This is a genomic window from Streptomyces cavernae (assembly GCF_004023625.1).
GTDB classification, from domain to species: Bacteria; Actinomycetota; Actinomycetes; order Streptomycetales; family Streptomycetaceae; genus Streptomyces; species Streptomyces cavernae.
Genome location: NZ_ML137716.1, coordinates 80,665 through 106,948, shown reverse-complemented (window position 1 = coordinate 106,948; position 26,284 = coordinate 80,665). Strand labels below are relative to the sequence as shown.

Below are 26,284 nucleotides of genomic sequence, written 5' to 3'. Positions count from 1 at the left end.
GGGGCTGCCGCCGGAGCGGCACCCGGGGCGCCGATCACGGCCAGCTTGGCGCCGACCTCGGCGGTCTCGTCCTCGCCGACCACGATCTCGAGCAGCACACCGGAGGCGGGCGCCGGGATCTCGGTGTCGACCTTGTCCGTGGAGACCTCGAGCAGCGGCTCGTCGGCCTCGACGCTCTCGCCGACCTCCTTGAGCCAGCGGGTGACGGTGCCCTCGGTGACGGACTCGCCCAGCGCGGGCAGGACGACGTCGGTGCCCTCGGCCGAGCCGGCGCCGGCGGCGGCCTCGGCGGTCGGGGCCGGAGCGGGGGCGGCCTGCTCGGTGGACGGGACGGCCTGCGGGGCCGGCTCCGGAGCGGGCGCGGGGGCCTGCTCGGCGGCGGGGGCCGGGGCCGCGGCCGGGGCGCCCGTGCCGTCGTCGATGACGGCGAGCTCCGCGCCGACCTCGACCGTCTCGTCCTCGGCGACCTTGATGGACGCCAGCACGCCGGCGGCGGGGGAGGGGATCTCGGTGTCGACCTTGTCGGTCGACACCTCCAGCAGCGGCTCGTCGGCCTCTACGCGCTCGCCCTCGGCCTTCAGCCAGCGGGTGACAGTGCCCTCGGTGACGCTCTCACCGAGCGCCGGAAGGGTTACGGAAACCGCCATGGTTTCGGTTGCTCCTTACGAATGTGCACGTATGTGCGGAAGTCTGTGGTCGTCGCGCCCGTGTGCGACGCGGTGACTGGGGGAAGGCGGTCCGCGAAGGACCACCCGGCCGGTCAGTCGTGCGAGTGCAGCGGCTTGCCCGCGAGGGCCAGGTGGGCCTCGCCGAGCGCCTCGCTCTGCGTCGGGTGGGCGTGGATGAGCTGGGCGACCTCGGCGGGCAGCGCCTCCCAGTTGTAGATCAACTGGGCCTCGCCGACCTGCTCGCCCATGCGGTCGCCGACCATGTGGACGCCGACCACGGCTCCGTCCTTGACCTGGACGAGCTTGATCTCGCCCGCGGTCTTCAGGATCTTGCTCTTGCCGTTGCCCGCCAGGTTGTACTTCAGGGCGACGACCTTGTCCGCACCGTAGATCTCCTTGGCCTTGGCCTCGGTGATACCCACGGAGGCGACCTCCGGGTGGCAGTACGTCACCCGCGGGACACCGTCGTAGTCGATCGGGACGGTCTTCAGACCGGCCAGCCGCTCCGCCACCAGGATGCCCTCGGCGAAGCCGACGTGCGCGAGCTGGAGCGTCGGGACCAGGTCGCCGACGGCGGAGATGGTGGGCACGTTGGTACGCATGTACTCGTCGACGAGGACGTAGCCGCGGTCCATGGCGACACCGGCCTCCTCGTAGCCGAGACCCTGCGAGACCGGGCCGCGGCCGACGGCGACGAGGAGGATCTCCGCCTCGAAGGCCTTGCCGTCGGCGAGCGTGACACGGACGCCGTCCGCGGTGTACTCGGCCTTCTCGAAGAAGGTGCCCAGGTTGAACTTGATACCGCGCTTGCGGAAGGCGCGCTCCAGGAGCTTGGAGGAGTTCTCGTCCTCGACCGGGACGAGGTGCTTCAGGCCCTCGATGACGGTGATGTCCGAGCCGAAGGACTTCCAGGCGGAGGCGAACTCGACGCCGATGACACCGCCGCCGAGCACGATCGCGGACTTCGGCACGCGGTCCAGGACGAGGGCGTGGTCGGAGGAGATGATGCGGTCGCCGTCGATCTCCAGGCCCGGCAGCGACTTCGGAACGGAGCCGGTCGCGAGCAGGATGTGACGGCCCTGGATGCGCTGGCCGTTGACGTCGACGGTGGTCGGCGAGGACAGGCGGCCGGCGCCCTCGATGTAGGTGACCTTGCGGGAGGCGATCAGACCCTGCAGGCCCTTGTAGAGGCCGGAGATGACCTCGTCCTTGTACTTGTGTACGGCAGGTACGTCGATGCCCTCGAGGGTGGCCTTGACGCCGAACTGCTCGCTCTCGCGGGCCTGGTCGGCGATCTCGCCCGCGTGCAGCAGGGCCTTGGTGGGGATGCATCCTCGGTGCAGGCAGGTACCGCCGACCTTGTCCTTCTCGATCAGGGCGACGTCCAGGCCCAGCTGCGCTCCGCGCAGCGCGGCGGCGTAACCGCCGCTACCACCGCCGAGGATCACTAGGTCGAAAACGGTGCTGGCGTCGTTCGCCACGTCACGTCCTCCATGCATGTGCGCCGTGCGCCGGGCTCCCCGTCCCATGAGGGAGATGACCGGTCGGTCGGCTGGTGTCCGGCCGCTCTTGCTACGGCCCTGTGGTGGGGGCCCTGTCCTGCCGAGAACCCATCTTTGCACCTGTCGGCCGTTGTGGGGACGCCGGGCCCGGGTGTGAGACACCTCTCTTGTCGAGGCTCGGGTCCCCCACGGGGCGCCGGAGCCGGTGTCGAGAGCCCGATCGCGCACGGCCCTTCGGGCCTCCAGGCGTTCCGTCTCTCGACACCGGCGTGCTCCTTCGCTCACTCGCCGGCCACGTACGACGGCATGGAGCGGCCGCGTCAGCCCAGGTCGCCCGCCGCCGCCCGCTCCGCGAGGCGCACCAGCGTGCGCACCGCCGTGCCGGTGCCGCCCTTGGGGGTGTAGCCGAAGGGGGCCGCCTCGTTGAAGGCCGGGCCCGCGATGTCGAGGTGGGCCCAGGTGATGCCCTCGCCGACGAACTCGCGCAGGAACAGCCCGGCGACCAGGCCGCCGCCGTAGCGCTCGCCCATGTTGGCGATGTCGGCCGTGGGGGAGTCCATGCCCTTGCGCAGGTGCTCCGGCAGCGGCATCGGCCAGGCGTCCTCGCCGACCTCGGCCGCGGTCTCGTGGACGGCAGTGCGGAACGCGTCGTCGTTGGCCATGACCCCGAAGGTGCGGTTGCCGAGCGCCAGCATCATGGCGCCGGTCAGCGTCGCCACGTCGACGATCGCGTCCGGCTTGTCCTCGGACGCCTTCCACAGCGCGTCGGCGAGCACGAGCCGGCCCTCGGCGTCGGTGTTGAGCACCTCGACGGTCTTGCCGCTGTACATGCGCAGCACGTCGCCGGGGCGGGTGGCGGAGCCGGAGGGCATGTTCTCGGCCAGCGCCAGCCAGCCGGTGACCTTGACGGGCAGCTGCAGCCGCGCGGCGGCCACGACCGCGGCGAACACGGCGGCGGCACCGCTCATGTCGCACTTCATCGTCTCGTTGTGACCGGCCGGCTTCAGGGAGATGCCGCCGGAGTCGTAGGTGATGCCCTTGCCGACGAAGGCGAGGTGCTTCTTGGCGCCCGGGCCGGAATACGTGAGCTGCACCAGCCGGGGAGCGGAGGCGGAGCCCGCGCCCACACCGAGGATGCCGCCGTAGCCGCCCTTGGCGAGCGCCTTCTCGTCGAGCACGGTCACCTTGATGCCGTTCTCCTTGGCCGCGGCCTGCGCGACGGCGGCGAAGGCCTCCGGATTGAGGTCGTTCGGCGGGGTGTTGATCAGGTCCCGGGCGCGGTTGAGCTCCTCGGAGACGGCGAGGGCGCGCTCGACGGCCGCCCGGTAGGCCTTGTCGCGGGGCTTCCCGCCGAGCAGGGCGATCTCGGCGAGCGGGGCCTTGCCGTTCTTGGCCTTGCTGCCGTTCCTGCCGTTCTCCTTGTACGCGTCGAAGGAGTACGCGCCCAGCAGCGCACCCTCGGCGACGGCGCCCGCGTCCGCGGCCTCGGCGAGCGGCAGCGCGAACGCGGCCTTCTTCGAGCCGGCCAGTGCCCGGGCGGCGGCACCGGCGGCGCGGCGCAGCGCCTCCGCCGAGTAGGCGGAGTCCTTCTCCGGCTCCGCGCCGAGGCCGACCGCCACCAGGACGGGAGCCTTGAAGCCGGCGGGGGCGGGCAGCTTCGTCACCTCGCCCTCGGCGCCGGAGGCACCGAGGGTTTCCAGGACGCCGGCGAGCTTGCCGTCGTACGCCTGGTCCACGGCCTCGGCGCCCGGGGCCACGACGGGGCCCTGGGCGCCCTTCGCGACACCCACGACGATCGCGTCGGCCCGCAGGCCGGGCGCGGCGGCGGTGCTGAGAGTGAGAGCAGTCACGGTGGTGAAATCTCGCTTCCGTTGAGTTACGGCGTTACGGCGTAACGGCGTTTCGGCGTTGCAGTTGGCCGATCTGGGTGGGTCGGCCGGGCCCGACGACAGTTTCTTGATCTGGCCGAAAACCGACCTGCACAGCCGGGGCTGCGAACTGGCCCGGGTCGAGCCTACGCGGCGGAGCGGGTTCCGATCATGTCGGCGGTGGCCTGAGGCCCCGTTCTGACATGGCCACTTCTCGCTCTCCCAGGTTTTTCCCGGTTGGCTCACAGGCGGTGGAATCGGGTATTCATGGCGCTCGCTGCTTCACATGATTTTCACGGATCCTCCTCCAATCGATGGCCCGTCGACGACGAAGGGATCCGTCGGGTGAATGGGGTCCATAGGGTGCATAGAGTGCGCCGCTGCAGAAACGTTGCGGCTACGCTGACGGTCGCCGGGTTATCGGCGCTGGGTGTGGGGGTGCCCACGGTGTCCCCGGCGGTCGCGGCCGTGGAGCCACGGATCGACTTGAAGGTACTCGTCGTGGACGACGGCGACAGCCCGGTTCAAGCCATCACCGCCGAACTGAAGAGCACAGGCATCCCGTACACCACGATCGACCTGACGGCGGCGAACCGTCCCACCATCGACGCGGCCTTCCTGAGCGACACCGTACAAGGCGTCCCGCGGGCCAGGTACCAGGGTGTGGTACTCCCCAACGAGGCGCCGTTCGGGGCCGGTTCGGCCGAGCAGGCGGCACTGGAGAGCTACGAGAAGACGTTCGGCGTCCCGCAGGTCGACGCCTACACCTGGGCGCACCCGGAGGTCGGCCTCGACTACACCAGCGAGGGCGGCTGGGCGGGCACACTCGACGGCCGCACCGCGGGGGTCACCGCGGCCGGCCGGTCGGGCCCCTTCGGGTACCTCGACGGAAGCCTGAGCTTCGAGGACAACTCCCCCTCCTTGCAGGAGAGTTACGGCTACGTCGGCCGACCGCGCACCGGCTTCACCAGCTATGTCGACATCGCCGTCCCGGGCGGCGCCGGACGCGGCAGCCTGATCGGCGAGTACGCCCACGACGGCCGCCGCGAACTGGTGGTGACCTTCGCCTACAACCAGCACCAGCGCGAGTTCAAGGTCCTGGCGCGCGGGATCGTCGAATGGCTGACACAGGGTGTGCACCTGGGCACCAACCGCAACTATTTCGCCGTCCACGTCGACGACGTGTTCGCCCCCGACAGCCGCTGGGACACCGAACGCAACTGCACGCCCGGCGGCTTCGACTGCGCGGACGGCGACGGCGAGGGCACCACACCGATCCGGATGACGGCGGCCGACGCGGCGTACGCCGCCCAGTGGCAGCGCTCCACCGGCTTCACCCTCGACATGGTGTACAACGCCGGCTCCGGCGAGGAGTTCAAGAGCCAGAACGGCGGCACCGACGAACTCACCGAGCAACTCCTCGCCGACAAGAACCAGTACCGCTGGATCAACCACACCTACACCCACCCCTACCTGGGCTGCGTCCAGGACACCACGACCGTGCCGTGGACCTGCGCCAAGGACGCCGGCGGCCGCACCCGGTGGACGAGCCGAGCGGACATCGCCGCCCAGATCAGGGACAACCACGACTGGGCCGTCGCCAAGGGACTTCCGGTGCAGCGCGGCGAACTGGTGACCGGTGAGCACTCCGGCCTGAAGACGCTGCCGCAGATGCCCGAGGACAACCCCAACCTCGCGGGCGCCCTCGCCGACAACGGCGTCACCTGGATCGCCTCCGACAACTCCCGCGAATCCGACCAGCGTTCGGTGGGCAGCGCGCTGACCGTGCCCCGCTACCCGATGAACGTCTACTACAACGTCGGCACCGCGGCCGAGATGACCGACGAATACAACTGGATCTACACCTCCAAGGCCGACGGCGGCAGCGGCGCCTGCGAGTCCAACGCCTCCTCGACCTGCCTCGACGCCCCGCTGGACACCGCCACCGGATACGCCTCGTACATCGTCCCGCAGGAGGCCAACGCCGCGCTGAAGCACGCCATCGGCAACGACCCGCGCCCGCACTACGCACACCAGTCCAACCTCGCCGAGGACCGGCTGCTGTACCCGGTGATGGACAAGGTGCTGGCGGACTACCGCGCGCTCTACGCCGACAACACCCCGCTGGAGAACCTGCGGCAGAGCGCGATCGGGGCCGAGCTGCAGAATCGTGCCGCCTGGCGGTCGGCGGTCTCCGGAGGCAAGGTCACCGCGTACCGGATCGGCAAGACCGTCACGGTCACGGCACCCTCCGGGACGAAGATCCCGGTCACCGCCCCCGAGGGAACGCGTCAGCAACTCCTGTTCAGCACCCCCGCGTTCGGCACGCCGTACGCGGGGGGTCGTTCGGCCTGGACCACGCCGGACTTCCTGCAGTCCGCGCTCACCCTGCGCCTGCCCTGACCGGCACAGCAGGAGCGCACGCACCCCGGCCCGACCAGCCGGGGTGCGGCATGTAACGCGCACTCCGGCCCGCCCGCCCGGAGCGCGTCATTCGTCGTACGTCCGCAGGGGGGAACCCGCATGATGCGCACCGGCCGTCATGTCACCATGCTCACCGAAGGCACCTATCCGCACGTCCACGGGGGCGTCAGCACCTGGTGCGACCAACTCGTACGGGGCATGCCCGAGGTCGACTTCAACGTCGTGTCGCTGACCGGCAACGGACGGGAACCCGTCACCTGGGACCTCCCGCGCAACGTCCACCGGCACACCTCCGTGCCGACCTGGGGCCCGCGCCCCGGCCACCACAGGGCCCCCCGGGGCCGGCTCCGCCGCCGCTTCGAGGACGCCTACGAGCGGCTCCTGACCGCCTTCCTCGACCCGGTGCCCCCCTGCGACTTCGGCGAGGCACTGTACGATCTCGCCGAACTCGCCCGCGGCGGCCACCTCTCGGCCGCACTGCGCACCGAGTCCGCGCTGCGCCTGCTGGTCCGGCTGTGGAACCGGCCAGGACTGCCGACCGCCGCCGCCCGGCCCACCGTGCACGACGCGCTCACCGCGACCGATCTGCTCGAACACGCCCTGCGCCCGCTCGGTGTGCGTCTGCCGGAGGACTGCGTCGCCCACTCGGTCAGCTCCGGCCTCGCCACCCTGCCCGCCCTCGCCGCCCGCGAACTGGACGGCACGCCTTTCCTGCTCACCGAGCACGGCATTTATCTGCGGGAACGCTACCTCGGCTACCGGAACGCGCCCCAGACCTGGCCCGTGAAGGCGTTCATGCTCGGCTTCTACCGCGAGCTGAACTCCCTCGGCTACCGCGCCGCCGACCTGATCACCCCGTGCAACCAGTACAACCGGCGCTGGGAGGAACGCGGTGGCGCCGACGCGGGCAAGATCCGCACCGTCTACAACGGCGTCGACCCCCACGCCTTCCCGCACGCCGGACCCGAACCGGAGGTGCCCACACTCACCTGGTGCGGCCGGATCGACCCCATCAAGGACCTGGAAACCCTGATCCGCGCCTATGCCCTGGTGCGCGCCCAACTCCCCAACACCAGACTGCGGTTGTTCGGCCCGGTACCGCCCGGCGGGGAGGAGTACCGGAGCCTGCTGGAGAAGCTCGCCGCCGACCTCGGCGTCGGCGACGGAGTGAGCTTCGAGGGCCGCATCAGCGAGGTGGCACGTGCATACGGGGCCGGCCACCTGGTGATGCTCTCCTCCATATCCGAGGGCTTCCCGTTCTCCATCATCGAGGCGATGTCCTGCGGCCGGACCACCGTCTCCACGGACGTCGGCGGAGTGCGCGAGGCCGTCGGCGACACCGGGATCGTGGTGCCGCCGCGGGAACCCGGGAAGATGGCAGACGCCGCGCTGACGCTGCTGCGCGACCACGAACGGCGCCGGCGCCTCGGCCGTCTCGCCCGGCAGCGGGTCATCGACCGCTTCACCCTGCGCCGCTCCGTCGACGCCTTCCGCACCATCTACCAGGAACTGGCCGGCGCCGAGCGGAGATACGAGCCGTCCGTGGAGACCGTCGCCGACTGGACCATGGAACTGCGCAGCCCCTGGTACCGGAACCTCGCCACGTCGGCCGGTGAGCCGAAGGAGCGCGTCGAGGACGAGGACGCATGGGAGTCCCCCCTGCTCGAGCGCGTTCGAGAGCTTGGAGGAGCGCGGACGGCCCGGCCGAGGAGCGACCGAGCACGACCCGGTCCTGGCCCCCGATACCAGCGCCCCGGAGGCGAACCGAGCCCGGCACTCGGAGCGTCCCGTTGAGCGGTTCGCTGTGGATCCCGCCCGGCGCCGGGCCGGACACCCTGCCCTACGTACCCCGGCAGAGCCCCGCCCCCGGCCGGGCCGTGTCCGACCCCGTCGGTGAACTCGCCTCCCGGCTCGAGGAGTTCATCGCCGCGGCCGTCCATCCCGACGAGATCGCCGCACTGCTGGAGTCCGACGGCATGTCCGACGACCAGATACGCGAGCGCTACGGCTGCAAGGACTCCTTCACCCTCGCCACCGAGCTCTACGCGCGGGTCGAACGCCGTCATCCGGAACCGGACGGCCCTTCGAACGACCCGTGGCGGATCAGCCTGCTGAGCTGTCTGCTGCGCGGAGTCGTCTTCGCCCTGCCCGGCCTCGGCTACATCCTCGGAGCGCCCCTGCTCAACGGAGCCCGGGACCCCTTCGCCCTGCCCGCGGGAACGATCCCGCTGCTGGCGAGCGCCGTGTTCGGCTGGGCCTGGAACCAGGGCCTGTCCCACCGCGCCTACTCCTGGCTGGGCCTCGGCGACCGGGCCGCCGCCCGCCGCTCCCTCCTCGTCGGAGCCCCCGCGGGCGCGACCCTGGCCTCCCTGTGCGCGCTGGCCGTCGCACCGGACCGGCCCGGCGCGGTCGCCTTCGCCACCGGACAGTCCTGGTACCTGGCCGCGGCCACGGTCCTGCTCGTCATGGGCCGCGAACGGGCCCTGCTGACGGCCCTGACCCCGCTCGCGGCCGGCACCGCCCTCGCCGCCCTCCACGACCTCGGCACCACCGCCCGGGTCACCCTGCTGCTGGGCTCCGTCGCCGCCGTGGTCGTCCTGGCCGCCCGCGAGACCCTGCCCACCACGCGGGACACGGAGCACGGACAGCGCATCGACTGGGCGGCGGGCTTCGCCGGACTGCCCGCGATCGGCAGACCCGGCACCGGCGCCCACCGCAAGCCCCCGGCGCGCGCCGTTCGCGACGAGGGACTGGCCGCCACCCCCTGGCTCGTCGCCGCGCTCCCCTACGCGCTCTTCGGCCTCGGAAGCGGCATCCTGGTGCTGTTCGCCTCCCTCGCCGACCTGCTCACCGGACAGAACACGGAGGGCTTCGCCGCCCCCGCCGCCGTGGCACTCACCCTCAGCATGGGCCCCGCCGAATGGCTGCTGCACCACTTCCGCAGCCGCAGCCTCACCGGACTGCGCGCCAGCAACACCACACAGGACTTCGCCCGCGCCACCGCCGCCAACCTCGCCCGCTGCCTCACCGCCTACCTCGCCCTGCTGCTCGTCCTCTCCCTCGCCACCGCGGCGCTCTGGCCGGACGCCACCGGCCTCGACACCGTCCGCCTCGCCGGACTGCTCCTGCTCGGCGTGGTGCTCTGGACGGGGCTGCTGCTGCAGTCCTTCGGCGCGGTCATGAGCGCCGCCGTGGTGTGCTGTGCCGCGGCCCTCGCGCAGAGCCTGGCCCTCGCCACGGACGCGGCCGGCCCGGCGACCACCGGCCTGATCGTCCACGGAACCTCGGCCGCGGTACTCGCCGGGCTGGTCGGGACCCTGCTGGGAAAGGTGACGGCCCACCGATGAGCACGCGCGGAACGACCGGCACGCTGCTGGTTCCCTACTATGAGCACCCCCTGATCCGCCCCGCCGAATGGGAGGCGGTCCTCGCCGCCGCGCCCCGCCTCCACGGTGTGGTGCTCAACCCGGCCAGCGGCCCCGGAGACCACCCCGACCCGGCCTTCGCCGCCCTCGCCGAACGGCTGCGCACGGCCGGCGTCCGGGTACTCGGATACGCCGACACCGCCTACGGCGCCCGCCCGCACCACCAGGTCGTACGCGACATCCAACGCCACCGCGACTGGTACGGCGCCGACGGAGTCTTCTTCGACCAGACCGCCTCAGGACCCGACGGGTTCCCCCACTACCAGGCGCTCGCCTCCGCGGCCTGGGCCGCCGGCTGCGCCCACCTGGTCCTCAACCCCGGGGTGCCACCGCATCCCTGGTACGGCAGGATCGCCGACGTCCTGGTCACCTTCGAGGGCACCTGGGACACGTACCGCGGACTTCCGCCCACCGCCTGGGCGGGGACGCCGACCCGTCAGTGCCACCTGGTGTACGGGGTCCCGGCGGAGGCGGGAGACACCGTGGCGGAACTGGCCCGCGCGCGGGGCGCGGCGGTCCACTGCGCGGTGCCCGGGGGCGGCCGGCACCCGTGGGGCACCCTGCCGTACGGTCTTTCTTCCCTTCCATCTCCGGTGAGGCCCGCGCCATGAGACGCATCAGGCCACTGACGCTCCTGCTCCCCCTCCTGCTGCTCGCGGGCTGCACCTCGGACGGCTCGGGCACCGACAGCCGCGCCGACAACGACCGCCGCTGGCAGCCCCGGCCCGGGGTGGCCTGGCAGTGGCAGCTCAGCGGCAGGCTGGACACGTCGGTGGACGTCCCCGTCTACGACATCGACGGCTTCGACCACTCCACCAAGACGGTCGCCGCGCTGCACCGCGCGGACCGCAAGGTCATCTGCTACGTCTCCACCGGCGCCTGGGAGGACTTCCGCCCGGACGCACGGAAGTTCCCCCGGGAGGTGCTGGGCCGGGGCAACGGCTGGGAGGGCGAGCGCTGGCTGGACATCCGGCGCACCGACGTACTCGAACCGCTGATGGCGGCCCGCCTGGACATGTGCCGCGACAAGGGCTTCGACGCGGTCGAGCCCGACAACATGGACGGCTACCTCAACCGCACCGGATTCCCCCTGACGGCGAAGGACCAGCTCCGCTACAACCGGCTCATCGCCCGGATGGCCCATGACCGCGGCATGGCCGTGGGCCTCAAGAACGACCTGGAGCAGATCCCGCAACTCGTGGGGGACTTCGACTTCGCGGTCAACGAACAATGCGCCCAGTACGACGAGTGTGCCGCGCTCAAACCCTTCGTTACGGCCCGCAAAGCGGTCTTCCACGCCGAGTACGAACTCCCCACGAGCCGCTTCTGCGCCGAGGCGCTCCGCCTGCGGCTGAGTTCGCTGCAGAAGAAGTACGAGCTGGGGAGCTGGCGGCGGGCCTGCTGAGCGTTCGCCCGCCTCCTCAGCCCAGCGCCAGCAGCACCAGCGCGACGGTGAGCGCCGTCTCCTCCAACGCCCCGAACACATCCCCCGTGACCCCGCCGAAGCGCCGCACGCAGTGCCGCAGCAGCAGTTCGGCGGCCCCCAGCGCGCACCCGGCAGCGACAACCGTGCGCACCGCACCGTACGAGCCCAGGAGGGCCCCGGCCGCCACCGAGGCCACGGCGACCGCCACGGCGACGAGCAGCGCCCCCCGCCACGGGACGGCCCCGGCGACCGCCGCCCCGAGGCCTTCCGGGCGGGCCGGCGGGACACCCGCCCGGGAGGCGAGGGTGAGCGCGGCCCGGGCCACCGTCGCCGAGACGACCGCCGCGACGGCGCCCCGCGCCCACGAGTCCCCGTACGCCTGCGCCAACGCCGCCACCTGGCCGATCAACACGAACACCAGCGTGATGACCCCGAACGGCCCGATGTCCGACTGCTTCATGATGCGCAGGGCGTCCTCCGCGGGCCTGCCGCTGCCCAGGCCGTCGGCGGTGTCGGCGAGCCCGTCCAGATGCAGTCCCCGGGTGAGCACGGCCGGCACGGCCACCCCGGCCGTCGCGGCGAGCAGCGGACCGGCGCCCAGGAGCAGCAGCACGCAGGAGAGGGCGGCCGAGGACAAGCCGATCACCAGCCCGGCGACCGGGGCACTGAGCATCCCGGCCCGGGCGGCCGCACGGTCCCACCGGTGCACGGTGACGGGCAGCACGGTGAGCGTGCCGAAGGCGAAGCGCAGCCCGTCGGTGGGAGAGGAGGACACTCCGGGTGACCCGGAAGCCGGCTCGGAAGGGGAGGGGGACACCGCCGCAGGGTACGTCACGCGCTGCGGAGCCCCGCCCGCGCCCTCACACTGGCCCCATGGGCGACTGGTGGTACCGCAACATCGAGGAGCCGGGAAAGCTCCCGCTGCTCCTGGCGCTGACCTCGTTCGCCCTGACCTTCCTGATCACGCGCATGATCACCCGCATGATCCGCGCGGGCAAGGGCCCCTTCCGCAACGTGGAGAGCGGCGGCGTGCACATCCACCACGTCGTCCCGGGCGTGATCCTCACGGTCCTCGGCGGCTTCGGCGGCGTCGCGACCGGGTACGGCGCCGGCGCCATCGTCTTCGCGGTGATCTTCGGCATCGGCGCCGGCCTGCTGCTCGACGAGTTCGCCCTGATCCTGCACCTGGACGACGTCTACTGGAGCGAACAGGGCCGCAAGAGCGTCGAGGTCGTGGTGCTCACCATGACGCTCGTCGTGCTGGTCCTCGCCGGCTACGCCCCGCTCGGCGTCAACGACCTGAGCGAGGACGAGGTCCAGGACCGCCGGCTCCTCCTGCTGACGCTCGTGTTCAACTTCCTCCTCGTCCTCGTCGCCCTCGTCAAGGGCAAGTTCCTGATGGCGGTGATCGGCACCCTCGTCCCCGTCGTGGCCCTCATCGGCGCCCTGCGCCTGGCCCGCCCCGGCTCCCCGTGGGCCAAGCGGGCCTACCGCCGCCGCCCGCGCGCCCGCGCCCGGTCGATCCTGCGTTCCTTCCACCACGACCGCCGCTGGGCGGGACGCAGCCGCAGATTCCAGGACATGATCGGAGGCAGACCCGACCCAAGCCCCGCACGCGTCCCGACCCGCCGCTGAGGCTTGCTCTTCCGCCGGGACAGAGGCCGAGGCCCCACGACCGGCAGCCGCAACGGCCTGGGCCCCGGCGCCTTTGGAACGCGCCAGTCCGAGGAGAGGAGGGGAGGGGAGAACCCGGCGCGGCCCCGACCCGCTTTCGGGGGTTCCCACCGGTCCCCGAGTCCTCGGGGTTACTCCCGCTCGCCCGCGCCCTCGACGAACGCTTCGTCCTCGTCCTTCTCGGCCTCCTCCGGCTTGACCTCGGCGACCTCCGGAAGCTCCGCCGCGAGCGAGGCCGCCGCCTGCACCAGGGGCAGGGCCAGCAGCCCGCCCAGGCCCTCGCCCACCTTCACCCCCTGGTCGACGAGTGGCTCGATCGCCATCCGGTCCAGCGCCTTGGCCTGAGCGGGCTCCCCGCTCGCGTGCCCGGCCAGCCACCAGTCCGGTGCCCGGAACGCGATCCGCTGCCCCACCAGCGCACACGCCGCGGCGACGACCCCGTCGAGGATCACCGGCGTCTTGCGCACCGCGCACTGCAGCAGGAACCCGGTCATCGCCGCCAGATCGGCCCCGCCCACCGTGGCCAGCAGCTGCAACTGGTCGCCGAGCACGGGCCGGGCCCGGCGCAGTGCGTCGCGGATCGCGGCGCACTTGCGCATCCACGCCAGGTCGTCGATGGCCCGTCCGCCGCGCCCGGTGACCACTGAGGCGTCGGTGCCGCACAGCGCGGCGACCAGCACGGCCGCCGGTGTCGTCCCGCCGACGCTGATGTCCCCGAGCACCACCAGATCCGTCCCGGCGTCGGCCTCCTCGTCGGCGACGGCGACCCCGGCGCGGAAGGCCGCCTCGGCCTCCTCGATGCTCAGCGCGTCCGCCACGTCGATCCGCCCCGAGCCGCGCCGCACCCGGTGGCCCCCGACCTCCGCCGGGAGCGCCTCCGGCTCGCAGTCCAGTGCCATGTCGACCACCCGGACCGGCACCCCGAGCCGCCGCGCGAGCACGGAGACCGCGCTGCCGCCCTCCAGCACCGCCCGCACCAGCTCCCGGGCACTGCCCGCGGGCCGTGCGGAGACGCCCAGTTCGGCGATCCCGTGATCGCCCGCGAACAGCACCACCCGCGGCCGTTCCACCGGCCGCACCGGCACGGCGCCCTGCGCCGCCGCCAGCCACTCGCCCAGTTCGTCCAGGCGCCCCAGCGCCCCGGGCGGTACGACCTGACGCTCCCGGCGCGCCTCCGCGTCGCGGCGGACCCCGCCGTCCGGGCGCTCGATCAGATCGGTGAAGTCGTCGAGATTAAGCGAGCTCATTCGCCGAACAGTACCGGCAGGGATCCGCCCCGGCAGATGACGGTCGCCAACAGGCGGCCAACATCCGTCGACCGTCCTCGCGCAGTCGGCCCACGCCTCGGGTGAATCCCCCGCCCGACGGCGTCATTGCGCCACCCGGCGGGCATCTCTTTCCACACGTTTTGTTGCGAATTGTCGTACGAGGTCGCCTCGCACGCGGACGTACCCCAGGAGCACCGCCATGGCCCCCGCAGCCCCCGCCCCCACCCCGAAGGACAGCGCCGCGCGGCGCTCCGCGTACCTCAGTGAACTGGCCCAGGGCATCGACCGATTCCACGAGCCGCGCCGCCCCGACTGCCCCTGGTGCGGCTCGGAGCGGCTGCGCACCCGGCTGCGGACGACGGACCTGCTCCAGCGCAGGCCCGGCACCTTCGTCGTCGAGGAGTGCCACGACTGCGCGCACGCCTTCCAGAACCCCCGCCTCAGCCGCGAAGGGCTGGACTTCTACTACCGCGACTTCCACGACGAGCTCGGCGACTGGTTCCCCGCCGGCGCCGCCGAGCGGATCCTCGGCACCCGCGGCTCCCGCAAGCGCCATCTGGCCGGCGCCCGCGCCATGCTCCGCTTCCCCGAGGCGGAGAGCTGGCTCGACGTCGGCACCGGGCACGGCCACTTCCCGGCCGTCGCCAAGGAACTGCACCCGTACACGTCCTTCGACGGACTCGATGACAGCGCCCGCGTCCACAAGGCGCGGACCGCCGGGCGCATCGAGGAGGCCCACCACGGCCGGCTCACCGACCTCGCCGAGCGGCTGAAGGGCCGCTACGACGTGGTGAGCATGCTCCACCACCTGGAGCACAGCGCCGATCCGCGCGAGGAACTGCGCGCCTCCACGACCGTGCTGCGGCGCGGCGGGCACCTCTTGATCGAGGTCCCGGACCCCGACTGCGCGTTCAGCAGCCTGCTCGGCCGGTGGTGGGTGTCCTACTTCCAGCCCCAGCACCTGCATCTGATGCCGCTGCGGAACCTCCTCGGCGAGCTGGAGTCCCTCGGATACGTGATCGTCGCCACCGACCGCCGTGAGCCGCACGTCCCCACCGACCTCGCCGGCGCACTCGCGCTCGCCATCGGCCACCATCTGCCGGCCCCCGACGCGCCCTGGCACCCCGAGCCCGCGACCGGGCTTCAGCGCGGTCTGCGCTCGGCGCTGTTGCGTGCCAGCTCGCCGCTGGTGGCTTCCGCGTCCGCGCTGGACCAACTCCTCGCCCCGGTCACCCGGCGCACCCGCTTCTCCAACGCGTACCGGATCATCGCTCGGCGGACGTGGTGAGTGGGCCGGCCAAGTTCGCGCGGGTGTGGCGCTGTTGAGTTCGCGGGGTGCGGGGCTCCCTGGTTCGCGGTGCGGGGCTCGTCGGTTCGCGGTGCGGGGGCTGCCGCGGTTCAGCCGCGCAGCCGTAGTGGCCGGCCCGCCACCACCAGCAGCACATGCTCGCACTCCGCCGCGAACGCCGCGTTCAGGCGCCCGAGTTCGTCCCGGTAGCGGCGCCCGGACGCGGTCGCCGGGACGATCCCCGAACCGACCTCGTTGGAGACCGCGACGACGGTCCGCCGGGTGCCGCGCACGGCCGCGGTGAGCTCCTCCACCCGCTTGTGCAGCGCGCTCTCGCCGCCGCTCGCCCACTCCGCGTCGTCCCAGGCGTTCACGGTGTCCATCGTGTCGGTCAGCCACAGCGACAGGCAGTCGATGAGCAGCGGCGGGCCGTCCTCGTCGTCGAGGAGGGGCACGAGGTCGCACGTCTCGGCCGTGCGCCAGGAACCGGGCCTGCGGTCCCGGTGGGCCTGAACCCGGGCCGCCCATTCCGTGTCCCCGCCCCGGGACCCGCCCGTCGCCACGTACAGCACGTCCGGGAAGGCCTCCAGCCGCCGTTCGGCCTCCGCCGACTTCCCCGAGCGCGCGCCGCCGAGCACCAGGGTCCGGCGCGGTACGTCGGGTACGTCCTGGTACACGCCGACGATCAGGGTCGCGCCGTCCGGCACCGCCCGGGCGCCCGCGGCGGCGAGGCGGCGGCGCAGTTCCGTGCCCGGGAACACGTCGTGGTCGAGATGCACCGCGACCACGTCCGTCGTCGCCCCGACGGCTCCGGCCGCGCGCAGTCTGGCGAGGGCGTCGGGGCGGTGGACGACATCGGCGAGGACCATGTCGTACGCGCCCGGGTGTCCCAGCGGGCCCGGGTGTCCCGCACCCGGGGCGATGCCCGCGGGGGCGGCGCCGGGTGGGAGGTACAGGAGGCGTTGGCCGTCCGGTCCGGTCACTGCGTACCCGGTGCCGGGTGCGTCCATCGGTATCGCACGCACCCGGTGGCCCGTCAGCAACGCCAGCTCCCGCCCGTCCGGCACTCGGCCCGGCTGCGGCAGCCCGGCGGGGACCTCCAGGGGTGGTCCGTCGTGCGGATGCGACAGCAGTACTTGCCGCACACCGGCCAGCGAGTGCCCCGCCCGGGCGGCGGCGAACGCGGCTCCCGGTGTGAGGTCGATCAGGACGGCTCCGTCCACCAGCAGCGCGGTCGCTGCGCGGGCGTCGCCGTTCAACGAGGCCGCGCAGGCCGCGCAGGGGCAGTCGGGCCTGGGCAGCCCCTCCGGGCCACCGGTACCGAGCAGAGTCACTTCCACGTTTCCGATTTTCCCGCTCCCGGGGTGTGGGCGTCTTGCTGGGGGCCGACGGCGTTGCGCCTGCCGGTTCGTGGGTGTTGCACGGAGGGGTACGAGTGACCCGACGCCGTTGCGCTCGCTGGTTGGTGGGCCGGGGCCACGCCGGACTCTCCGTCCTCGGTCCGGCCGTTTCGTGTTGCATGGAGGAGTACGAGCCGAGGGCGCCGTTGCGCCTGCTGCCGGGGCGGGGACCGGGGCCGCGCCGGACTCTCCGTCCTCGGTCATGGGGGTGCCCCCTGCTCATGGGGTCCCCCCGCTCGAGCGCAGCCGAGAGTGGGGGAGAAGTCGAGAGCTTGGGGGAGCGTTTCGTGTTGCACGGAGGAGTACGAGTGACCCGAGCGCCCGCCGCTGCGGGCGGAGAGTCCGGCACCTCCCCTTCCGCTGGTTCGTGGCTGCGGGTCGTGGGGGTGCGCGACGGCCGATGCGGGTTTGCGGGGTGCGGGGTGTGGCGTGCTTGAAGCCGATGAGAGGTTTGGGGCGCGGCCCTTCGTGACGATAAGAGGGCCGGGGACACAGCGCCCTCTGTCGGACTCCGAGGTTGGAGGTCAGGTGACGCGGGGCAGGCGGCAAAGTGGCGGCAGGCCATAGGCTTCGGACGGAGTCTGATCTTGTCCGGCTCTAGCCAACATCTTGGAGGCGTACATGGTGGCATGGACGTGGCGGTTCGAGACGGCCGACGGGAGGGAGGTCCAGCCCGCGGTGCAGCCGGAGGAATTCACCACGCAGGGTGACGCCGAGTCCTGGATCGGCGAACACTGGAAGGCACTCCTCGACGGAGGCGTCGACCAGGTGCGGCTCTTCGAGGACACCACGGAGATCTACGGCCCGATGAGCCTCCACGCGGAGGACCAGCGGGCCTGACCGCCCGCACGGTTGCCGGGGCCCGGCCCCGGCAACCCCTAGGGCCCTTCTGATGGATCTCCGCGGCTTCGCGACGCCCGGCACGCTCCCCCAAGCTCTTCGAGCAGGGGGTACCCCCAGAGCACGCACCGAACGCCGCTCCTTCTCCCACGGAGACCCATCAGAAGGGCCCTAGCCCTGCCCTAGCCCCGCACCCCGCACAGGTGCAGCAACGCCGCCACTCCCCGGTAGGGATCCGTCTTTCCGGCCCGTTCCTCCACCGCCAGGAGCGCGTCCAGGTCCTGGGGGACCGGGGCATCGTCCGCCGCCGTGTCCGTGAAGACCCGCACCCCGTACCAGTTGTGCAGGGGTGCCCCGATTCCGGCCAGCGTGGCCGTGAGCGCGGCCAGGCGGTCCGCGCGGACTTTGAGTCCGAGCCGGTTGGTGTACGCCACCGTGTCGAAGGCGGCGAGAGCCGTGGTCCAGTCCGCCTGCAGCCCCGGCCGAAGGGCCAGCGCGTCCCCGTTGCGTACCAGGAGGGAGAGCAGTCCGCCGGGGGCGAGCATTCGGGCCAGCCCCGCCAGGAGCGGGTCCGGCTCCTCCACGTACATCAGCACCCCGTGACACAGCACCACGTCGAAGCTGCCCGGAAGGAAGTGCACGCCGGTGTCCTGGCCGTCGCCCTCGATGAGACGGACGCGCTCCCGGATCCCTTCGGGCTCCGCCGCCAGCGCCTCCCGCGCCGCGGCGAGCATCTTCGGGTCCTGTTCCAGCCCGGTGACCTTGTGCCCGGCCCGTGCCAGCCGCAGCGCCTGGGTGCCCTGGCCCATGCCCACATCGAGCACCCGCAGCCGCTGACCCACGGGATACCGGCCGACTATCTGCTCGTCGAGCTGCCGGGCCACCAGTTCCTGCCGTACCACGTCACGCAGTCCGCCCAGCTTGCTCAGCCAGGCCTCCGCGCCCCCCGCGAAAGAAGCCGTGCTCAGGGCCGCTCCCCGCGCTTGACCTGAGGCTTGGGCAGCCGCAGCCGCCGCATCTGGAGCGAACGCATCAGGGCGTACGCGACCGCGCCCTTCTTCGGCTCGTCCGGGTAGCGCTCCTTCAGCTGCTTCTTCAGCCGGAACGCGATGCCGAAGGAGTCGACCACGATCAGCACGATCACGAAGAGCCACAGCAGCAGTGCCGCGTTCTGCAGCGCCGGCACGCGGACCATGCTCAGGACGAGGATGACCACCGCCATCGGCAGGAAGAACTCCGCGATGCAGAACCGCGAGTCCACGAAGTCGCGCGCGAGCTTGCGCACCGGGCCCTTGTCACGGACCGGCAGATAGCGCTCGTCACCCCCGGCCAGCGCCTGCCGTTGCCGCTCCAGCTGGGCGCGGCGGTCGTCGCGCTGCCGCTTGGCGGCCTCCTTGCGCGTCGTCGGCGTGTTGGCGACGCTTCGGCGCTGGGCCTGGGCCTCACTGCGCTTCGGCGTGGGGCGGCCCTTGGGGGCCTGCGGGTCACGGGGCTGCTGCGAGTCGGTCACCTGCGCCTTGTCGGCGGGTGCCTTCTCTTCCTTGGCACGGCTACGGAACACAAAACCCAAGGGTACGGGGTGCGGGGGCATGGACCCCAGTCCTGCGGGGAACGATCCGGCAACACCAGTCGTCTGTAAGGGGACAGAGTGGCCTGAAAGGGAAGACGGCGGCGCACGACTCAGGGGGAGGGTGAGCCATTCCGGGAGTCACCCCGTACTCAACCTCGGGGAGACCCTGGGGGCGACCCTGGGAGACACCTACTCCCTACGCCGGAGCAGTGCCGTACGCAGTCGTCCTCGGGGATGAGCACATCCGTCCCCGAACAGTGCGGTAATGGATGCAGGGCCCGTACTGTGGGTTCTGTCGCAGACCTGTGAGCTGGAGTCCGTCAGAAGGGGGCGCGCGAAGCCCATGAGCGGTGTCATGAAGCGTATGGGGATGATCTTCCGCGCGAAGGCGAACAAGGCCCTTGACCGGGCCGAGGACCCGCGCGAAACCCTCGATTACTCGTACCAGAAGCAGCTTGAGCTGCTGCAGAAGGTGCGCCGCGGCGTCGCCGACGTGGCGACCAGCCGCAAGCGCCTCGAACTGCAGCTCAACCAGCTCCAGTCGCAGTCGTCGAAGCTGGAGGACCAGGGGCGCAAGGCGCTCGCGCTCGGGCGCGAGGACCTGGCGCGCGAGGCGCTCTCGCGCCGGGCCGCGCTCCAGCAGCAGGTGACGGACCTGGAGACCCAGCACCAGACCCTCCAGGGCGAGGAGGAGAAGCTCACCCTCGCGGCCCAGCGACTCCAGGCCAAGGTGGACGCCTTCCGTACGAAGAAGGAGACCATCAAGGCGACGTACACCGCGGCCCAGGCGCAGACCCGTATCGGCGAGGCGTTCTCCGGTATCTCCGAGGAGATGGGCGACGTCGGCCTCGCGATCCAGCGCGCCGAGGACAAGACCGCCCAGCTCCAGGCCCGGGCCGGCGCCATCGACGAACTGCTCGCCTCCGGCGCCCTCGACGACCCCTCCGGCATGGCCAAGGACGACATCCAGGCCGAGCTGGACCGGCTCTCCGGTGGTACTGATGTGGAGCTGGAACTGCAGCGCATGAAGGCTGAGCTGGCCGGTGGTTCGTCCGCGCAGCAGCAGGCCATCGAGGGCGGCACCGGTCAGTCGGGCCAGTCGACCGCTCAGCAGCCGCAGGACACTCCGCGCTTCGACAAGCAGTAGTCCCCGCAGGAGCAGGCAGCCGGGCCCACGCCGAGGAGGGCGACATGATCGTAAGGGTCATGGGGGAGGGACAGGTGATTCTGGCGGACAGCCACCTCACCGAGCTGAACAAGCTGGACGACGAACTACTGGCCGAGATGGAGAACGGCGACGGCCCCGGCTTCCGCCGTACTCTCCAGGCACTTCTGGCCAAGGTCCACGAACTGGGCGAGCCCTTGCCGGACGACTCCCTGGAGCCCTCCGCGCTGATCCTCCCCTCTCCCGAGGCGACCCTTGAGGAAGTAAGGGAGATGCTGAGCGATGACGGGCTGATCCCCGGCTGAGCGGGACCGCTCCCGTGGGTCGGCGCCGCCACCGCCGTCGGCCCCGCCCTCACCGGGGCCGCCTTCGACGCGCAGCCCGCGCACCCGGTAGCGCGAGTTCCGCCACGCGCGAGCGCCCCGTACCGTAAGCGGAGTGAACACCCTCCGGCGCGCCAGGCAGTGGCTGCATGCCCACCCCATGGTGGGGGACGCCGTCCTGGCGGCGATGGTGCTGACCGCCATGGTCGTCCTGTCCTTCGCCGACCGCCAGGGCGGCCCGCACGGCCGGACGACATGGGGCGCCCGTACCCCGGACGCCCTCAGCCTGACGCTGATGGCACTCGGCGCCGTGGCGCTGGTCTTCCGCCGTCGCGCCCCCATGCCGGTCCTGGCGTTCACCGCCGTGGTCTCACTCGTGGAGCTGGTCACCGGCGACCCGCGCGCTCCCGTCGCGATGTCCGTGGTCGTCGCCCTCTACACCGTCGCCGCCCACACCGACCGCCCCACCACCGTGCGCGTCGGTCTGCTCACCATGAGTGTGCTGACCGGCGCCGCCATGCTCGGCAGTCTCGGCGGCGGCGCCCTGCCCTGGTACGACCAGGAGAACCTCGGTCTCTTCGCGTGGACGGGGATGGCCGCGGCGGCGGGCGACGCCGTACGCAGCAGACGGGACTTCGTGCAGGCCATCAAGGAACGGGCCGAGCGGGCCGAACGCACCCGTGAGGAGGAGGCCCGGCGCCGGGTCGCCGAGGAGCGCCTCAGGATCGCCCGCGATCTGCACGACGTCGTCGCCCACCACATCGCCCTGGTCAATGTGCAGGCCGGAGTCGCGGCCCACGTCATGGACAAGCGACCGGACCAGGCCAAGGAGGCGCTCGCCCACGTACGGGAGGCCAGCCGCTCGGCCCTGAACGAACTGCGCGCCACCGTCGGCCTGCTCCGGCAGTCCGGCGATCCCGAGGCACCCACCGAACCCGCCCCGGGTCTGGACCGCCTCGAGGAGCTCGTCGGCACCTTCCGCAACGCGGGTCTGCCCGTCGAGGTGGCCCGTGCCGACCACGGCACCACCCTGCCCGCCGCCGTCGACCTGGCCGCGTACCGCGTCATCCAGGAGGCGTTGACCAATGTGCAGAAGCACGCGGGCGAGGAGGCGAAGGCCGAGGTCAGTGTCGTCCGCGTGGGACCGAATGTGGAGATCACGGTCCTCGACAGCGGGCCCGGGCCCGGCACCGCGGAACCGGACGGCCCGTCCCGGGAGGGTGGCGGGCACGGGCTGCTCGGCATGCGGGAACGCGTCACCGCGCTCGGTGGCAGTTGCACCGCCGGACCCCGTTACGGCGGCGGTTTCCGGGTCCATGCGATCCTGCCGGTCAAGACCGCCTCGCCCGCCACGGGCAAGGCCGGATGACCGAGATCCTGTGACGGGGGAGACCCTATGACCATCCGCGTCCTGCTCGCCGACGACCAGGCGCTGCTGCGCAGCGCGTTCCGGGTGCTGGTCGACTCCGAGCCGGACATGGAGGTCGTCGGGGAGGCGTCCGACGGTGCGGAGGCGGTGCGGCTGGCGCGTGACGAGCGCGCCGACGTGGTGCTGATGGACATCCGTATGCCCGGCACCGACGGGCTCGCCGCAACCCGGCTGATCAGCGCCGACCCGGGCCTCTCCCATGTGCGGGTGGTCATGCTGACGACGTTCGAGGTCGACGAGTACGTGGTGCAGTCGCTGCGCGCCGGCGCCTCGGGCTTCCTCGGCAAGGGGTCCGAGCCGGAGGAACTGCTGACCGCGATCCGGGTCGCGGCGGGCGGCGAGGCACTGTTGTCGCCCGCGGCCACCAAAGGGCTGATCGCCAAGTTCCTCGCGCAGGGCGACGGATCGGACGGCCCGGACCCGGTGCACGCCGAGCGGCTGCGGGCGCTGACCGTGCGGGAGCGCGAGGTGCTGGTCCAGGTGGCCGGCGGCCACTCCAACGACGAGATCGCCGAACGGCTGGAGGTCAGCCCGCTGACCGTGAAGACCCACGTCAACCGGGCCATGGCCAAGCTCGGCGCGCGCGACCGGGCGCAACTCGTCGTCATCGCCTACGAGTCGGGGCTGGTACGTCCAAGGGTGGAGTGACCGCGCGACCGCGTACTCCGCATGCAGTAGCGACCCCATGAGGAAATGGACCTGGGAGCTACGGGTTGCCCCTGAAGCATGGCTCAAGGTGTAACAGGGGGTGCTCATCTGTGCCTCTCCTGCCGCGCTCGTCACGGAAGAGAGACCCTGACCCATGTCCTGGCTGTCGAGATTCAGCCTCGCGCAACGGGCCCTGATAGGGCTGATGTCGATCGTCGCGCTCGCCTTCGGAGCGATCGCGATCCCACAGCTCAAACAGCAACTGCTGCCCACCATCGAACTGCCCGTGGTGTCCGTCCTGGCCCCCTACCAGGGTGCCTCGCCGGATGTGGTGGAGAAGCAGGTCGTCGAACCGATCGAGGACAGCCTCGAGGCGGTCGACGGCATCTCGGGCGTCACCTCCACGGCCAGCGAGGGCAATGCCGTGATCATGGCGTCCTTCGACTACGGCAATGACACCAAGCAGCTCGTCGCCGATGTCCAGCAGGCCGTGAACCGAGCCCGGGTGATGCTCCCGGACGATGTGGACCCGCAGGTGGTCGCCGGTTCGACGGACGACATCCCGACCGTGGTCCTCGCCGTCACCTCCGACAAGGACCAGCAGGCCCTCGCCGACCAGCTCGACCGCACGGTCGTCCCCGCCCTCGAGGGCATCGACGGGGTCGGCCAGGTCACCGTCGACGGCGTCCGGGACCTGCAGGTCACCGTCACGCCGGACGACGAGAAGATGGCGAGGGCGGGTGTCACGACGGCCGCGCTCGGCCAGGCCCTGCAGGCGGGCGGCGCGACCGTCCCGGCCGGTTCCTTCGACGAGGACGGCGCGAACCGCACCGTCCAGGTCGGCGGCGGCTTCACCTCGCTGAAGCAGATCCAGGACCTGATGATCACCGGCACCGCTTCCGGCGCGGGAACCGGCGACGGCGCCGGCTCCGGAGGGGGCACCTCCGCGAAGCCGGTGCGCCTCGGTGATCTCGCCGTCGTCAAGGAGGGGCCCGCCCGCGCGGATTCCGTCACCCGCACCAACGGCAAGCCCAGCCTCGCGGTGGCCGTCACCATGGACCACGACGGCAGCGCGGTCGCGGTCTCCGAGGCCGTCGAGGACAAACTTCCGGGACTGCGCGAGGCCTTGGGCTCGGGAGCCACCCTCACCGTCGTCAGCGACCAGGGCCCGGCCGTCTCCAAGTCCATCAAGGGACTGACGACGGAGGGCGCGCTCGGCCTGCTCTTCGCGGTCCTCGTGATCCTGGTCTTCCTGGCCTCGATCCGCTCGACCCTGGTCACCGCTGTCTCCATCCCGCTGTCGGTGGTCCTCGCGCTGATCGTGCTGTGGACCCGCGGCGAATCCCTCAACATCCTCACCCTGGGCGCCCTGACCATCGCCATCGGCCGGGTCGTCGACGACTCGATCGTGGTGCTGGAGAACATCAAGCGACACCTCGGCTACGGCGAGGAGCGCCGGGAGGCGATCATCGGCGCGGTGCGGGAGGTGTCCGGCGCGGTCACGTCCTCGACCCTCACCACGGTCGCGGTCTTCCTGCCCATCGGTCTGACCGGCGGCATGGTCGGCGAACTGTTCGGACCGTTCTCGCTCACGGTGACCGCGGCCCTGCTGGCCTCGCTCCTCGTCTCGCTGACGGTCGTGCCGGTGCTGTCGTACTGGTTCCTGCGCGCCCCGAAGGACGTGCGGGGCATCGACCCCGACGACGCTCGGCGCAAGGCCGAGGAGAAGGAGGCCCGCAGCCGACTGACGCGCCTCTACGTCCCCGTCCTGCGCTTCGCCACCCGCCGCCGGCTGACGAGCGTGGCGATCGCGGTCGTCGTCCTGCTCGGTACGTTCGGTATGACGCCCCTGCTGAAGACCAACTTCTTCGACCAGGGCGAGCAGGAAGTCCTCACTGTCAAGCAGGAGTTGAAGCCCGGCACCAGCCTGGCCGCGACCGACGCCGCGGCGCGGAAGGTCGAGCAGATGCTCGACGGCGTCGACGGCGTGGAGGACTACCAGGTCACCGTCGGATCCTCCGGCTTCATGGCGGCCTTCGGCGGCGGCACGGACACCAACCAGGCCTCGTACCAGGTCAGGCTCGCGGACTCGGCGTCGTACGAGGCGGTGCAGAAGCGCATCGAGGACGGGCTCGGCAAGCTCTCCGGGGTCGGTACGACCACCGTCGCGGCCGGCGACGGCTTCGGCAGCCAGGACCTGAGCGTGGTGGTGAAGGCCGCGGACGCGCAGGTGCTGCGGGAGGCGGCGGAGGAGGTGCGCGACGAGGTCGCGAAGCTTGACGACGTCACGGACGTCACCAGCGACCTGGCGCAGAGCGTCCCGCGCATCTCGGTGAAGGCCAACTCCCGCGCCGCCGAGGCCGGTTTCAACGACGCCACGCTCGGCGCCGCCGTCACCCAGGCGGTTCGTGGCACCACGAGCGGCAAGGCGATCCTGGACGACACCGAGCGGGATGTCGTGATCAGGTCGGAGAAGCCGGCGGCGACTCTGGAGGAGCTGAGGGACCTGCGGCTCGGCGCGGTGAAGCTGAGCGACATCGCGGACGTGAAGCTGGTGGACGGCCCGGTGTCGATGACCCGCATCGACGGCCAGCGCGCGGCCACCATCACGGCGAAGCCGACGGGTGACAACACGGGCGCGGTGAGCACCGACCTGACGGCCAGGCTGGACGCCCTGAAGCTGCCCGAGGGCGTCACCGCCGAGATCGGCGGTGTCTCCCAGGACCAGGACGAGGCGTTCGCCAACCTGGGCCTGGCGATGCTGGCGGCGATCGCGATCGTCTTCATGCTGCTGGTCGCGACGTTCCGCTCGCTGGTCCAGCCGCTGATCCTGCTGGTCTCGATCCCCTTCGCCGCGACGGGCGCGATCGGTCTGCTGGTCATCACGGGCACCCCGATGGGCGTCCCCGCGATGATCGGCATGCTGATGCTGATCGGCATCGTGGTGACGAACGCGATCGTGCTGATCGACCTGATCAACCAGTACCGGGCACAGGGCCACGGGGTCGTGGAGGCCGTGGTCGAGGGCGGCCGCCATCGTCTGCGCCCCATCCTGATGACGGCCCTGGCGACGATCTTCGCCCTGCTTCCCATGGCCATGGGGATCACCGGCGAGGGCGGCTTCATCGCCCAGCCCCTGGCGGTGGTCGTGATCGGCGGTCTGGTCACGTCCACCCTGCTGACGCTGCTGCTCGTGCCGACGCTGTACGCGATGCTGGAGCTCCGCAAGGAGCGCCGGGCGAAGAAGCGCGAGGCGAAGCGGGCCGGTAAGGCGGGCACCCCGGCGGAGTCCACGGACGCGGGGGACCCGGATCCGGACCCGGAGCCGGCGCACGTCTAGGAGCTGAGGAGGGGGTGCCCCACCGC

Annotated in this window: 21 protein-coding genes; 13 read left to right on the top strand and 8 right to left on the bottom strand. The window is 71.8% G+C overall.

Going from position 1 to position 26,284, the window contains the following annotated elements; genetic code table 11:
- The 3 genes from EF387_RS09870 to EF387_RS09860 form a co-directional block, all read right to left on the bottom strand.
- The coding region (locus tag EF387_RS09870; protein WP_338058099.1) for a biotin/lipoyl-containing protein at window positions 1-647 on the bottom strand (647 nt) is incomplete at its 3' end.
- A 113-nt stretch (window positions 648-760) separates the two neighbouring features.
- Window positions 761-2,149, bottom strand: a complete 1,389-nt coding sequence (gene lpdA / locus EF387_RS09865; RefSeq protein WP_128376142.1) for a dihydrolipoyl dehydrogenase — start codon at window positions 2,147-2,149, stop codon at window positions 761-763.
- A 341-nt stretch (window positions 2,150-2,490) separates the two neighbouring features.
- On the bottom strand, window positions 2,491-4,020 hold the full coding sequence (locus EF387_RS09860) for a leucyl aminopeptidase (RefSeq protein WP_128376141.1): 1,530 nt from the start codon (window positions 4,018-4,020) through the stop codon (window positions 2,491-2,493).
- A 420-nt stretch (window positions 4,021-4,440) separates the two neighbouring features.
- Between EF387_RS09860 and EF387_RS09855 the strand changes: the two genes are divergently transcribed.
- From EF387_RS09855 to EF387_RS09835, 5 genes are all read left to right on the top strand, one after another.
- Window positions 4,441-6,441 (top strand): hypothetical protein, encoded by a 2,001-nt coding sequence (locus EF387_RS09855; protein WP_128376151.1) that lies wholly within the window; start codon window positions 4,441-4,443, stop codon window positions 6,439-6,441.
- Window positions 6,442-6,561: 120 nt separating this feature from the next.
- Window positions 6,562-8,256 carry a GT4 family glycosyltransferase PelF gene (pelF, locus tag EF387_RS09850; RefSeq protein WP_238431418.1) on the top strand — a complete coding sequence of 565 codons (1,695 nt, stop codon included), beginning with the start codon at window positions 6,562-6,564 and terminating at the stop codon, window positions 8,254-8,256.
- Entirely contained in the window at window positions 8,253-9,809 is a 1,557-nt protein-coding gene (locus EF387_RS09845) for a hypothetical protein (protein ID WP_128376140.1), read from the top strand. The genes pelF and EF387_RS09845 overlap by 4 nt, the downstream gene beginning before the upstream one ends.
- On the top strand, window positions 9,806-10,498 hold the full coding sequence (locus EF387_RS09840; protein WP_128376139.1) for a spherulation-specific family 4 protein: 693 nt from the start codon (window positions 9,806-9,808) through the stop codon (window positions 10,496-10,498). The genes EF387_RS09845 and EF387_RS09840 overlap by 4 nt, the downstream gene beginning before the upstream one ends.
- Window positions 10,495-11,292: an endo alpha-1,4 polygalactosaminidase gene (locus EF387_RS09835; RefSeq protein WP_128376138.1), complete on the top strand. Its 798-nt coding sequence runs from the start codon at window positions 10,495-10,497 to the stop codon at window positions 11,290-11,292. The genes EF387_RS09840 and EF387_RS09835 overlap by 4 nt, the downstream gene beginning before the upstream one ends.
- 16 nt (window positions 11,293-11,308) lie before the next feature.
- Here the strand turns inward: EF387_RS09835 and EF387_RS09830 are convergent, their stop codons facing one another.
- Window positions 11,309-12,130: an adenosylcobinamide-GDP ribazoletransferase gene (locus tag EF387_RS09830; protein ID WP_420802549.1), complete on the bottom strand. Its 822-nt coding sequence runs from the start codon at window positions 12,128-12,130 to the stop codon at window positions 11,309-11,311.
- Between the two features lie 56 nt (window positions 12,131-12,186).
- Here EF387_RS09830 and EF387_RS09825 point away from each other — a divergent pair, with 56 nt between their 5' ends.
- A complete protein-coding gene (locus EF387_RS09825) occupies window positions 12,187-12,948 on the top strand; it encodes a hypothetical protein (protein WP_128376137.1) in 762 nt (253 codons plus the stop codon).
- A 170-nt stretch (window positions 12,949-13,118) separates the two neighbouring features.
- Here EF387_RS09825 and cobT read toward each other — a convergent pair whose 3' ends face one another.
- Window positions 13,119-14,234, bottom strand: coding sequence for a nicotinate-nucleotide--dimethylbenzimidazole phosphoribosyltransferase (gene cobT, locus EF387_RS09820; protein WP_128376136.1), 1,116 nt, complete (start codon window positions 14,232-14,234; stop codon window positions 13,119-13,121).
- Between the two features lie 220 nt (window positions 14,235-14,454).
- Here cobT and EF387_RS09815 point away from each other — a divergent pair, with 220 nt between their 5' ends.
- Window positions 14,455-15,543 (top strand): class I SAM-dependent methyltransferase, encoded by a 1,089-nt coding sequence (locus EF387_RS09815; RefSeq protein ID WP_128376135.1) that lies wholly within the window; start codon window positions 14,455-14,457, stop codon window positions 15,541-15,543.
- A 110-nt stretch (window positions 15,544-15,653) separates the two neighbouring features.
- Here the strand turns inward: EF387_RS09815 and EF387_RS09810 are convergent, their stop codons facing one another.
- Window positions 15,654-16,883 carry a bifunctional adenosylcobinamide kinase/adenosylcobinamide-phosphate guanylyltransferase gene (locus EF387_RS09810; protein WP_128376134.1) on the bottom strand — a complete coding sequence of 410 codons (1,230 nt, stop codon included), beginning with the start codon at window positions 16,881-16,883 and terminating at the stop codon, window positions 15,654-15,656.
- Between the two features lie 681 nt (window positions 16,884-17,564).
- Between EF387_RS09810 and EF387_RS09805 the strand changes: the two genes are divergently transcribed.
- Window positions 17,565-17,783: a hypothetical protein gene (locus tag EF387_RS09805; RefSeq protein WP_128376133.1), complete on the top strand. Its 219-nt coding sequence runs from the start codon at window positions 17,565-17,567 to the stop codon at window positions 17,781-17,783.
- Window positions 17,784-17,965: 182 nt separating this feature from the next.
- On the opposite strand, the gene EF387_RS09800 is transcribed toward EF387_RS09805, so the two are convergent.
- Both EF387_RS09800 and EF387_RS09795 read right to left on the bottom strand, forming a co-directional pair.
- Complete coding sequence (locus tag EF387_RS09800; protein WP_128376148.1) at window positions 17,966-18,667, bottom strand: class I SAM-dependent methyltransferase; 702 nt, start codon at window positions 18,665-18,667, stop codon at window positions 17,966-17,968.
- An 80-nt stretch (window positions 18,668-18,747) separates the two neighbouring features.
- Window positions 18,748-19,374, bottom strand: coding sequence for a DUF3043 domain-containing protein (locus EF387_RS09795; RefSeq protein ID WP_128376132.1), 627 nt, complete (start codon window positions 19,372-19,374; stop codon window positions 18,748-18,750).
- Between the two features lie 322 nt (window positions 19,375-19,696).
- On the opposite strand from EF387_RS09795, the gene EF387_RS09790 reads away from it, so the two are divergent.
- The 5 genes from EF387_RS09790 (at window position 19,697) to EF387_RS09770 (ending at window position 26,258) form a co-directional block, all read left to right on the top strand.
- Entirely contained in the window at window positions 19,697-20,500 is an 804-nt protein-coding gene (locus tag EF387_RS09790) for a PspA/IM30 family protein (protein WP_128376131.1), read from the top strand.
- 44 nt (window positions 20,501-20,544) lie between these two features.
- Entirely contained in the window at window positions 20,545-20,823 is a 279-nt protein-coding gene (pspAA, locus tag EF387_RS09785; RefSeq protein WP_128376130.1) for a PspA-associated protein PspAA, read from the top strand.
- 133 nt (window positions 20,824-20,956) lie between these two features.
- Complete coding sequence (locus EF387_RS09780) at window positions 20,957-22,210, top strand: sensor histidine kinase (protein ID WP_128376129.1); 1,254 nt, start codon at window positions 20,957-20,959, stop codon at window positions 22,208-22,210.
- Between the two features lie 27 nt (window positions 22,211-22,237).
- Window positions 22,238-22,918 carry a response regulator gene (locus EF387_RS09775; RefSeq protein WP_128376128.1) on the top strand — a complete coding sequence of 227 codons (681 nt, stop codon included), beginning with the start codon at window positions 22,238-22,240 and terminating at the stop codon, window positions 22,916-22,918.
- Between the two features lie 154 nt (window positions 22,919-23,072).
- Entirely contained in the window at window positions 23,073-26,258 is a 3,186-nt protein-coding gene (locus EF387_RS09770; RefSeq protein WP_128376127.1) for an efflux RND transporter permease subunit, read from the top strand.
- Window positions 26,259-26,284: the final 26 nt, after the last annotated feature.